The organism is Dyella sp. 01N36, assembly GCF_056399745.1.
This window is the reverse complement of sequence record NZ_JBFTRY010000129.1, coordinates 1-10,504: the sequence shown is the minus strand read 5'-3', so window position 1 is coordinate 10,504 and position 10,504 is coordinate 1. Positions and strand designations below refer to the sequence as shown.

The 10,504-nt window shown below is 64.8% G+C and carries 10 protein-coding genes; 5 read left to right on the top strand and 5 right to left on the bottom strand.

All coding sequences use genetic code 11. The annotated features are described in order from the left end of the window. A partial coding sequence (locus AC1DMG_RS16185; RefSeq protein WP_477180762.1) for a S1 family peptidase occupies window positions 1–1,946 on the bottom strand: 1,946 nt, incomplete at its 3' end. Window positions 1,947–2,157: 211 nt separating this feature from the next. On the opposite strand from AC1DMG_RS16185, the gene AC1DMG_RS16180 reads away from it, so the two are divergent. Genes AC1DMG_RS16180 through AC1DMG_RS16170 form a run of 3 tightly spaced genes read left to right on the top strand, consistent with a single transcriptional unit; the run spans window position 2,158 to window position 4,867 of the window. Then, entirely contained in the window at window positions 2,158–3,036 is an 879-nt protein-coding gene (locus tag AC1DMG_RS16180) for a pseudouridine synthase (RefSeq protein WP_477176320.1), read from the top strand. Between the two features lie 53 nt (window positions 3,037–3,089). Next, window positions 3,090–4,157 carry a class I SAM-dependent methyltransferase gene (locus AC1DMG_RS16175; RefSeq protein ID WP_477180761.1) on the top strand — a complete coding sequence of 356 codons (1,068 nt, stop codon included), beginning with the start codon at window positions 3,090–3,092 and terminating at the stop codon, window positions 4,155–4,157. Continuing rightward, entirely contained in the window at window positions 4,154–4,867 is a 714-nt protein-coding gene (locus AC1DMG_RS16170) for a pseudouridine synthase (RefSeq protein WP_441605088.1), read from the top strand. Before AC1DMG_RS16175 ends, AC1DMG_RS16170 begins: the two co-directional genes overlap by 4 nt. Window positions 4,868–4,891: 24 nt before the next feature. Here AC1DMG_RS16170 and AC1DMG_RS16165 read toward each other — a convergent pair whose 3' ends face one another. Beyond that, complete coding sequence (locus AC1DMG_RS16165; RefSeq protein WP_477176322.1) at window positions 4,892–5,092, bottom strand: hypothetical protein; 201 nt, start codon at window positions 5,090–5,092, stop codon at window positions 4,892–4,894. Window positions 5,093–5,321: 229 nt separating this feature from the next. Here AC1DMG_RS16165 and AC1DMG_RS16160 point away from each other — a divergent pair, with 229 nt between their 5' ends. Continuing rightward, window positions 5,322–6,881, top strand: coding sequence for a protein adenylyltransferase SelO (locus AC1DMG_RS16160; RefSeq protein WP_477176323.1), 1,560 nt, complete (start codon window positions 5,322–5,324; stop codon window positions 6,879–6,881). Window positions 6,882–6,885: 4 nt separating this feature from the next. Here AC1DMG_RS16160 and trxC read toward each other — a convergent pair whose 3' ends face one another. Beyond that, window positions 6,886–7,323 (bottom strand): thioredoxin TrxC, encoded by a 438-nt coding sequence (trxC, locus tag AC1DMG_RS16155; RefSeq protein WP_477176324.1) that lies wholly within the window; start codon window positions 7,321–7,323, stop codon window positions 6,886–6,888. Window positions 7,324–7,397: 74 nt separating this feature from the next. On the opposite strand from trxC, the gene AC1DMG_RS16150 reads away from it, so the two are divergent. Then, window positions 7,398–7,877: a hypothetical protein gene (locus AC1DMG_RS16150; protein ID WP_441605092.1), complete on the top strand. Its 480-nt coding sequence runs from the start codon at window positions 7,398–7,400 to the stop codon at window positions 7,875–7,877. On the opposite strand, the gene AC1DMG_RS16145 is transcribed toward AC1DMG_RS16150, so the two are convergent. Both AC1DMG_RS16145 and AC1DMG_RS16140 read right to left on the bottom strand, forming a co-directional pair. Continuing rightward, window positions 7,857–9,257 (bottom strand): glycosyltransferase family 2 protein, encoded by a 1,401-nt coding sequence (locus AC1DMG_RS16145; RefSeq protein WP_477176325.1) that lies wholly within the window; start codon window positions 9,255–9,257, stop codon window positions 7,857–7,859. The two genes, AC1DMG_RS16150 and AC1DMG_RS16145, sit on opposite strands and share 21 nt — an antisense overlap. 312 nt (window positions 9,258–9,569) lie before the next feature. Further along, complete coding sequence (locus AC1DMG_RS16140) at window positions 9,570–10,367, bottom strand: SH3 domain-containing protein (protein ID WP_477176326.1); 798 nt, start codon at window positions 10,365–10,367, stop codon at window positions 9,570–9,572. Window positions 10,368–10,504 lie beyond the last annotated feature (137 nt).

Here is a 10,504-nt window from a genome sequence, read left to right as displayed (position 1 = left end):
ACGCCGTAGAACGCGGTGTACAGCACATCCGGCTTGGTCTCGCCGCTGGTCTTGGTGCCGCCCACGGTACCGATGTAGGTCATGTCGTTTTCGCTATACGGCACGCCGTCGTCCGGATGATCGCGATGGACGATCTTGCCCCAGTGGTTGCGGAAGCTGTCGTCCAGGTCGTCGGTGGGGGCGACATGACGGTTCACCATCACATGCTCGGCGTTCTCCACGTTGGACTTCACTTCCACCTTGGAGACATCCCACACCGTCTTGCCGTGATCCTGGAAGTAGGACATGCCCAGCACGAGCTGGCTGTCCGGGTCGATCTTCTGCAGCGACGGCGTATAGGCAAAACCCAGGCGCTTGGACTGGTACTTGAAGTCGTCGCCATAGTCGAAGCGGATGGCGATGTCGGAGAGCACGCTGGGCAACAACTCGGTATTGGCCAGGAATTCCTTCCATTGCGCCAGCGTGCCGCTATAGGACACGTCGACGAAGTTGGCCAGCTGGGTCAGGTCGGCCATGTCTTCGTGTTCGGTGCGGTTCTCGGTGACCCGGCCCATCGCCGCGTAACCGTCAGGCACCGGCAGCAGGAAGACGATCACCAGCTGGTTGTCGTACGCCATCTGCCATTCGCGTATCTGCCAGCGGCGCTGGTAGGCGTCGGTGTAGCTGCGTTGCAGCGACGGCGCGCCCAGCGAGGTGATCTTCACCAGCTCGGAGCCCACGCGTCGCTGCATCGGCGCGCCCTTCAGCAGGAGGTCCATGAACAGCTTGGAATCGCCATACAACTGCTTGCTGGTCACGTCGTCGGGCTTGCGCAGGTGAAACATCACCTGCTGACCCACCAGCGCACGGCTGATGAAACCGTTGTGGGGCAGCTGGGCCTTGTTCTCGTTCGCCCGGGCGCTGACCCAGTTGCCGTTGCTGTTGCGGTGTAGCAGGGTCGGAAAGGCGCTCAGATCGGAATTGACGTGCAACAGCCGGTTCGCGCCCTGGCCATTGGGAAACATGGTGGCGGCGTTCTCGGCCAGCAGATCGTGCAGTTTCTGGTCGACGTCGGCGTTGTGCAGCTTCTGGTAGGTCGCGCTGAAGTCCGCAAAACTCTTGGGCAGCGGGAACTGCGCCTTGAACGGTCCAGTGTGTTTGTCCTCGATCACGTCCAGCTGATAGCTCTCGCGCGTATCGATCTGGCCGAGGTTGGCGGGCGCCTTCAGCACTAGGTCGATCGGCAGCGCGTAATTGAGGTTTTCGTCGGGCGACTTCATCACCACCACGCCGATGACCTTGCCGTCCTTGTCCAGCAGCGGGCCGCCGCTATTGCCGGGCGAGGCGGCGGCAGAGAAGCGCAGCCACTTCCAGCGGCCGTCCTGCTCCTCGGGTGTCTGCGAGGTGTACAGGCCGTCGCGTATCACGATGCCGGTGCCCAGCGCATTGCCTACCGCGTAAACCGCTTCATTCATGGCCGGCTGCGTGTTCACCGCCAGCGGCGTCACCTTGGGCGGATCCTTCAGCGAAAACTCCACAAAGTCTTCGTGCAGCGAGTAACGCGTGATCTTGTCGATCGCATAGACATGGCCGCCGGCATCGCGCACGGCAGGTTCGCCCATCAGGCTGTCGATGCCCATCGCGAGCACGTGGCCGGCGGTGACGTAGCGGTTCTCGCCAATCGTAAAGGCGGTGCCGACCGAGTAGTACTTGTCAGTGCGCTGCTGGTAGGGGAGCTGGTCGAACGGCAGCGGCTTCTCATAACTCAGGGGGTCGTTCACCGGTTTGGGAATGACCACTTCGAACGTGGCGCCCTGCACCTGGGGCAGCACGGCCGGATCCAGCGTGGCCGCATGCAGCGACGGCAACGCCAGGCACGCAAGCGCGGCCAGCCACGCGGCGGGACGCCATGCGTGTGACCGTTTCCAGGTGAGCGCGTGCGATGCACGGGTTGCCGGCTGATCCATGTGCTGCCTCGTTTGGTGATCGGCGCGCTCTGGTGACGCCATCCCCGGGTGTCAAACCCGTCGTTCGCTGAGTTTATCCAACGCCCCACGCGTTGGAACGGTGTACGCCGTAAGACATATCGATGACTTCCCGCCCTGGCGGTGCAGCAGCGTTTTCGCGGCAGCATGACCGCGGCGGTTTAAGCTGCCGTTCGTCGATGCGGAGTTGCCGATGTCTGTTCCTCCCGCTGCCAGCACGGTGCACTTGCCCCAGGGATCATGGGGCACGGTGCTGGACGGACTGTGTGCGCTGTTTCCCCGTATCGAAAGAAGCGTATGGCAGGATCGCTTCGCCCGCGGCCGCGTGCTCGACGAGACGGGTCTGCCGCTGGATGTCGACGCGCCGTATCGCGTGGGGCTGTGCGTGCGCTATTTCCGCGAAGTGCCGCAAGAAATGCCGATCCCCTTTCACGAAACCCTGTTGCATGTCGACGCGCACCTGGTGGTGGTGGACAAGCCGCACTTTCTGCCGGTCACGCCGGCGGGCGGTTTCGTCGACCAAACGGTGCTGGCGCGGTTGAGGCGCACCCTGGGCAATGCCGATCTGGTGCCGCTGCATCGTATCGACCGCCATACCGCCGGGCTGGTGATGCTCTCGGCCGATCCGGCCAGTCGCGATGCCTATCAGGCACTGTTTCGCCAACGCCGGATCAGCAAGCGCTACGAGGCCTGGGCGGCGCCACTGCCCGGGTTGTCATTTCCTCATGTGCGGAAATCCCGTATCGCAGCAGGTGAGCCGTTCTTCCGCATGCACGAGGTGGCGGGCGAGCCCAACAGCGAAACGGTCATCGACGTGCTTGAACGGCGCCCGGAGCACTGGCGCTATGCGCTGGAACCGGTCACCGGCAAGACGCATCAGCTGCGCGTGCACATGGCCGCGCTGGGCGCGCCCATCCTGTACGACCCGTTTTATCCGGACCTGCCCGAGCAGCAAGCCGACGACCACGCGCGGCCCTTGCAGCTGCTGGCCCGCCGGCTGCACTTCGTCGATCCCATCAGCGGCATGCCGCGGGAGTTCGTCAGCGAGCTGGAGCTGCTCGCGCCTGAATGACGGAGCGCGTCGGTTGGTAACATAGGGCGCCCACCCAAGGACCCGCCTGTCCGATGCCCGTCTCTTTCTCTCCCGCAGCCCAGGACGCGGCGCTGGAGGCCCTGTTCGTGCCCCTGGAAACGGGCGAACTGGCGCAGCCGGCCGATGGCCGCGTGCTGTTCCTGCGTGCCCGCGACGGCTTTCGGCTGCGTGAGATGGCGCGCAAGTCGTGGGTATGTGAGCAAAGTTTCAAGCCGTTCGCCGAGGCCTTGGCGCRCAGCGGTCTCACCGTGGCGGCGCCGGGCGGGGCGGAACGCTATCCGCTGGTGCTGGTGCTGCCGCCGCGCCAGCGCGATGAGGCCCGCGCCTTGTTCGCGCAGGCCGTGCGTCGCGCCACGGACGGCGGCGTGGTGCTTGCCGCCGTTCCCAATGCCGAGGGCGCCAAGTCGGCCGAGGGTGATCTGGCCAGTGTGGCCGGGCCGCTCAGCCAGCTGTCCAAGCACAAGTGCCGCGTGTTCTGGACCCGGCCGCTGGGTTCGCAGGTGAACCTCGATCTGCTGGAGAGCTGGACATCGCTGGACGCGCCGCGCCTCAACGACGCAGGCTTCGTCAGCCGCCCCGGACTGTTTGCCTGGGATCGCGTGGATGCTGCCTCCGCCTTGCTGGCAGCGCATCTTCCAGCCGATCTGGCGGGTAGCGTCGCGGATCTGGGCGCCGGCTATGGCTATCTGTCGACCCAGCTGTTGGTGCGCTGTCCCGCCGTGTCGTCCATTGATCTGTTCGAAGCGGAGGCGCGCGCGCTGGAACCCGCGCGGCAGAATCTGGAGCGTGCACAACAGGACAGCGCCCGCGATGTGACATGGGCCGCGCACTGGCACGACGTCACCCAGGGATTGCCGCGGCGCTACGACGCCATCGTGAGCAACCCGCCGTTTCATCAAGGCCGCGCCGATCTCCCCGAGCTGGGTCGCGCCTTCATCGATACCGCCGCCAACGCCTTGCTRCCGCATGGCCGCTTCTGGCTGGTGGCCAATCGCCATCTTCCCTATGAGGCCACTCTGGCCGCACGTTTCAATGAGGTACGCACCGTGGTGACGCAGGACGGATTCAAAGTGATCGAAGCACGCGGAGTGCGCGCATGAAACTGGTCAAGTTGATTGCCAACCTCGGCTATGGCAGCCGCAAAGAAGTCACGGCGATGTTTCGCGAGGGACGCATCACCGATAGCGACGGCGACGTGCTGTACGCCGACGACAAGCTGCCCCACGAACACATCCGCATCGACGACGAGCCGCTCGATCCGCCGGCCGGCCTGGTGTTGATGATGAACAAGCCACTAGGCGCCACGTGCTCACGCAAGGACATCGGGCGCGTGGTGTACGACCTGTTGCCGCCGCGCTATCGCGTGCGCGATCCAGCGTTGTCCACGGTGGGACGTCTTGATCGCGAGACCTCGGGCCTGCTGCTGTTCACCGACGACGGTGCCTTGCTGCACCGGATCATTTCACCCAAGGCGCAGGTGGCCAAAGTGTACGAGGCGACGTTGGCCTCCGATCTGCGCGGCGACGAAGCTGCGCTTTTCGCCAGCGGCACGATGATGCTCGAATCGGAAAACGAACCGCTGGAACCGGCCAGGCTCGACGTGCTGGCGCCGCGCCTCGCGCGCGTCACGCTGACCGAAGGTCGCTATCACCAGGCCAGGCGCATGTTTGCCGCGGTGGGCAATCACGTGGAGACCTTGACGAGAGTGTCCGTGGGCGCACTCACGCTGGACGGACTGCCGCCCGGGGAATGGCGCGCGCTTGAAGATCACGAGATCGCGCGCATCTTTGAAGCACCATCAGGTGCTTGATGCGCGCGGAGCGTTGCGTGGTTTTCAGCCGAACGGAGTCTGGCGACGTCGAGCGAGTTCGTCCTCGCGGCGAGAGTGCGCGCCCGGTTGCCAGGACACCAGCTGAAAATTGCTGCGGTCCTGATCGTTGTGGTGGCGGACGTCCTGCGTGTCCTGATGATTGAGCATCCCTGCTACTAGCTGCATTCCGCGCTCTAACGCAGAACGGGCAAGAAGCATGTGCATGTCGTCGCTCCGGACCACCCCTGCGTGGCCGTTCAGCCTACATATAAGCAGCTTCACGGGCGATATACAAATGCCAATAGGCCATGAAAAACGTCTTAAGTCCAACGCAAGCAAGCGTCATATTCTTCACAAAGGTGAATAGCGCAATGATCTGCGATTTACCCGCTCAAGCACGGATTTCCATGGCGCGGAACAGCGCTTTCATTCTCGTCTTTTGCAAGCAGACGCCATGCCTACTTTGAACTTCGATAACGCCTTCGTGCGCGAGCTGCCGGGTGATCCTGAACAGGGTTCCCGGCAGCGCCAGGTGCTGGGCGCGTTGTATTCCCGCCTGGAGCCCACTCCCGTGGCATTGCCCCGCATCGTGGCGTGGTCGCCGGAGATGGCACAGGCCCTGGGCCTGACCCCCGCCGACCTGGAAAGCCCCGGGCTCGCGCAGGTGCTGGGTGGCAACGCGTTGCTGGAGGGCATGCAACCCTTCGCGGCCAACTACGGCGGCCATCAGTTCGGCGTATGGGCGGATCAGCTGGGCGATGGGCGTGCGATATCGCTGGGCGAAGTACTCACGCGTGATGGCCAGCGCTGGGAACTGCAGCTGAAAGGGGCGGGACCGACCCCGTATTCGCGCGGCGCGGACGGGCGCGCCGTGCTGCGCTCATCGATCCGCGAGTTTCTCTGCAGCGAGTCGATGCATCACCTGGGCGTACCAACCACCCGCGCACTCAGCCTGGTGGTGACCGGCGACATGGTGGTGCGCGACATGTTCTACGACGGACATCCGCAGCAGGAGCCGGGTGCCATCGTGTGTCGCGTCGCGCCATCGTTCCTACGTTTCGGCAATTTCGAGTTGCCGGCGGCGCGTGGCGATATTGCGCTGCTTAAGCAGCTGGTCGATTTCACCATCGCGCGTGATTTCCCCGAATGCCGGGGCGAGGGCGAGGCGTTGTATGCACAGTGGTTTGCGCAGATCTGCGAACGCACCGCGCTGATGGTCAGTCATTGGATGCGCGTGGGCTTCGTGCACGGCGTGATGAACACGGACAACATGTCCATCCTCGGACTGACCATCGACTACGGCCCGTATGGCTGGATCGACAACTTCGATCCGGAGTGGACGCCCAACACCACCGATGCCGGTCGTCGCCGCTATCGATTTGGCCAGCAGCCTAATGTCGCGTGGTGGAATCTCAGTCGTCTCGCCATGGCGCTGGCGCCGCTGTTCAGCGGTACCGAGCCCTTGCAGGCGGGACTGGATCGCTATGCCGCCGTGTACGCGCAGGCGGATCGCGACATGATCGCGGCCAAGCTGGGTTTTTCAGCCTGTGACGACGGCGACGTGGAGCTGATGCGGGAGTTGTATACGCTGCTGACCGAGGCGGAAGTGGACATGACGCTGTTCTTCCGTGCTCTGGCGGACGTCGATCCGGCACAGCCGTCATTGGCGCCGTTGCGTGATGCGTTTTACGACGAAGCCAAGCGGCAGGCATTCGAGCCTGCGTTCCAGGCGTGGCTAAACAGCTATGCCGCACGCGCGCGCCGCGACGCTCTTTCAGCAGGTCAGCGCCGATTGCACATGCACGCCGCCAATCCGCGTTACGTGCTGCGCAACTATCTCGCGCAGGAAGCGATCGACCTGGCCATGCAAGGCGACTACAGCGGCATCCACGAACTGCTCGAGGTGATGCGCCATCCCTACGACGAGCAACCCGGTCGCGAACGCTACGCGCAGAAGCGGCCCGCCTGGGCGATGCACAAGGCGGGCTGCTCGATGCTGTCGTGCAGTTCGTAAGTCTTTAGCGCAGCGCGTTGGCGAGGAACTGGCGCAGCTGCATGCCATTGAGCGCACCGGCCTGGCGCGCCACTTCATGGCCATTGCGCAGCACCAGCAAGGTGGGAATGCTGCGGATGCCGAAGCGCTGAGCCAGGGCCGGTTGCGCCTCGGTATCCACCTTGGCCAGCCGCAGCTGCGGTTCCAGGCTCTTGGCGGCCTCGGCGAACACCGGCGCAAAACTCACGCACGGGCCGCACCAGGGCGCCCAGAAATCGATCACCACCGGCAGGTCGCCACGGGTCGCCACGGCGTCGAAGTTGTTGACGTCCAGCGCCATCGGCCTGCCTTCGAACAGCGGCTGCTTGCAGCGTCCACAGACGGGATGCTGGCCGAGGCGATCCTCGGGCACGCGATTGAGAGCTGCGCAGTGGGGGCAGGGAACAGTCAGCGGAGTGGACATGGCAGGCCTCGATGGCCAAAACTCGATGCAGCATCAGATGGTGTCCGCCGACGCGGTAAACAAGGAGCCCTGGCGTGCGCAAGCGTGAAGGCCGGAACACGGCAGCTCGCCGGCTCGTCTTGCTGGCAGGCGCGCTATGGACGCTGCCCAACAGTGTGCTGGGCCTGCTCGCCGGCCTTGCCTGCGTGCCATGGGGTGCCCGGCCTCAGTGGCGCCGCCGTGAATGTGCCTTGGCGTTTCGGCGGATGCCGCATCGGGGCAGCGGCGGGGCGCTGACCCTGGGCAATGTGATTCTGTATTCGTGCGACGAGCTCGACACGCCGTGTTTCACCTATGCGCATCGCGCGGGCCATCGCCAGGAGCCGTGTATTTCGCTGGCGGACCACGAGCGGGCGCATGTCTACCAGTACATGGTGCTGGGGCCGTTGTTCCTGCCCTTGTACGCCTTGTGCGGCGGCATCAGCGTGCGCAATCGCTTTGAGCGTGCCGCCGATCGCTACGCGCAGCAGCGTGCCGGCTGGTGGCCGTGGTCCTCAGCGCGAATAGTCGCGTGACCGACGCGTCAGAAGTCCGGACAGATAGCCCATCACGCTAGCCGGCTTGAGCACCAGGCCGTAAAGCACGGCGTAGCCAAGCAAGCCGAATGGGTTGCGCCGCACGGTCAGTCCGAGGTCGCGGAACATGCGCGCCTGCACGGCGTAGATGACCCCATGGGCGAGCAAGGCCGCGGGCAGGACGAAAGCCAGCATCGCGGCAGCCAGGCCATAGATGCCCATGCAGGCCAGCAGTACGGCGGGCAACACCGCAATGGTGTAGACCAGGTCCATATAGGGAAACAGCAGGTTCCACCAGATCAGGAAAGTGCTCAGGCGACGACGGAACAGCAGGGAGCCGTGCGCCTTGAATGCTTCCATGAGGCCGCGAGACCACCGGCCGCGTTGCTGCAGGAACGGTGTGAGCGACGCGGGTACGCGGGCGAATGCGATGGCGTCTTCGCAATAGCCGACGCGATGATGGTCTTTCAACAAAGCCCAGGTCAGCACGGTGTCTTCGCCCGCGCCCGCCGGCCAGCCGCCGATCACCCGAAGGATGTCGGTGCGGTACAGCGAAAACGCGGCTGGCGCGACGAGCGTGCCCTGAAACAGACTTTGCAGACGCTTGTTGGCAGCGATGCCCTGGAAGTAATCCCACTCCTGCATGCGCGTCACCAGGCTTTGCCGTGAATTGCGCACGAGTACCGCGCCCGCCACCGCCGCGGTGTTCGGCGGATCGCTCATGTAACGCGTCACCAGTCGACGCAAGGCCTGGGGATGCAGGTGCGCATCCGCCGCCAGCGTCACCGTAACGGGGTAGGACGCCAGCCGCAGCCCCGCATTGAGCGCATTGGCCTGGCCGCCGGCGGATTTGAGGTCGAGCACTTCCAGCCACGGATAGGACTCGCCGCGCAGCCGCTCAAGCGTGGCATCGGTGGAACCATCGTTGATCACCATCACTTCGATGGGCGCGGGATAGCGCTGCATCGCAATGCTGGCCAGCGTGCCGAGTATCGTGTCCTGCGCGTTGTGCGCGGCGATCAGGATCGTCACGCTGGGAAAGTCGCTGTCGGCGAAGTGCGAGCGCGGCGGCCGCCGGTCGAGCAGCAAGCCCACGGCGAGAAAGGTGTTCATGAAGGCGGGCAGTACCGCGATGCCAAGCACCAGCAGATGCGCCATCAGCTGCTGGCCGGACGTTTGGAATTCGCCCAGCCAGTGCTGCGCCGTGGCATAGGCAAACGCGGCCCAGCTGAGCGAGACGGCAAGGGCGAGCACAAACTTCAGTCCAACCGGCATGTAGCGACGTCGATGCAGCTGACCGTCGTTCGCCGCAGCCAGAGGCAAGCGGACCGTGACGGAGAACGGTCGTCGCCTTGACCAGACGGGTGCGTTGACGCTCATGGCTAAGTCCGCTGCAGCGGCATTGCGCTTGCAGGTCACGGATGAAGCGTCCCACCTCAGGGGCTGAGCGCAACTCCGCAGGCCCGAACACGCATGCCTGGATGAACCGACGGCGTCCTGCCCGAACTCCGTTCCTTGCTGGAATCAGGGGCAAGAGTCATGCCACACGCGCTGTGTGGCAATTGCGCCATAACGTCGGGAAACACCGCCGTTCCGGGCTGATCCGCACAGCGACGGCCAGGCAGGGACCGACGTGCGCTGACACAAACCGACGCGCGAGGGCGGCCGGCTTGGTCAGCACAGGGAGCGGCATCAGGCGGCTTGTTTGGCCGACTCAGGATGCGGTTTCGGCGCCGGTTTGCTGTTGCCATGACCCGACGGCGGCCGGTTGCCACCCTGGTTCGGCGGCGGGTGACCGCCCTGATTGGGCGGCGGTCGATGGCCTTGCGGCGGTGTGCCCCCGGGCGGCCTGGTCTGGCCCGGCGGATGCGTACCCGGATTCTGCGGCGGCCGGTTGTTCGATGGCGGCCGGTGTCCCTGATTCGGAGGCGGCCGGTTGCCCTGCGGCGGCGGTCGGTTGCCTTGCGGCGGCGGACGATGGCCACCGTTCGGCGGCGGACGATACCCGCCATTGGGCGGTCGATAACCATGCGCCGGCGGACGCGAACCCGGATGCCAGCCCGGCGGACGCGGCGGCGGACGCGGCGCATATGGACGGCTATACCAGTAATCGCGATTCCGATAGAACGGTCGATTGGTGTAGTACGAGCCCCAATACGCGCCGATCGAAAACGCGACGATGGGAATGCCGATGCGCGCGCCGTAATCGGCCACATAGACCGGCTGGCTCTGATAGGTGTATTGCACGAAGGTCGCGGGCACCCAGCCGCGCAAGCCCTGTGTGATCACATCGCACCAGCCCCAGCCTTGCGTGCACCCTTGAATGGCTACGGCCGTGCCCGGTGGGAGCTGCGCAATGGTGGGATAGCCGGCGTCCGGACCCGCATAAAGGTCGGCATACGTCGTCACCACGCCGTTCAAACCCTGCGCAAAAGCGGCAGGGGTGGCCAAGCCGAACAGCAACAGCACGGACCAGACTAGCCGCTTCATGGGTGCCTCTCCTGGATATACGACCCGATGAGACTGCGTCTTCCGCGAAGGACGCGTCAACAACGCGTCAGCTTTGCTGATCGTGAGTTCGTGCGTTCAGCGCGCGGTGCGGCGAGCATGGTGTTCAGGCTTGGACG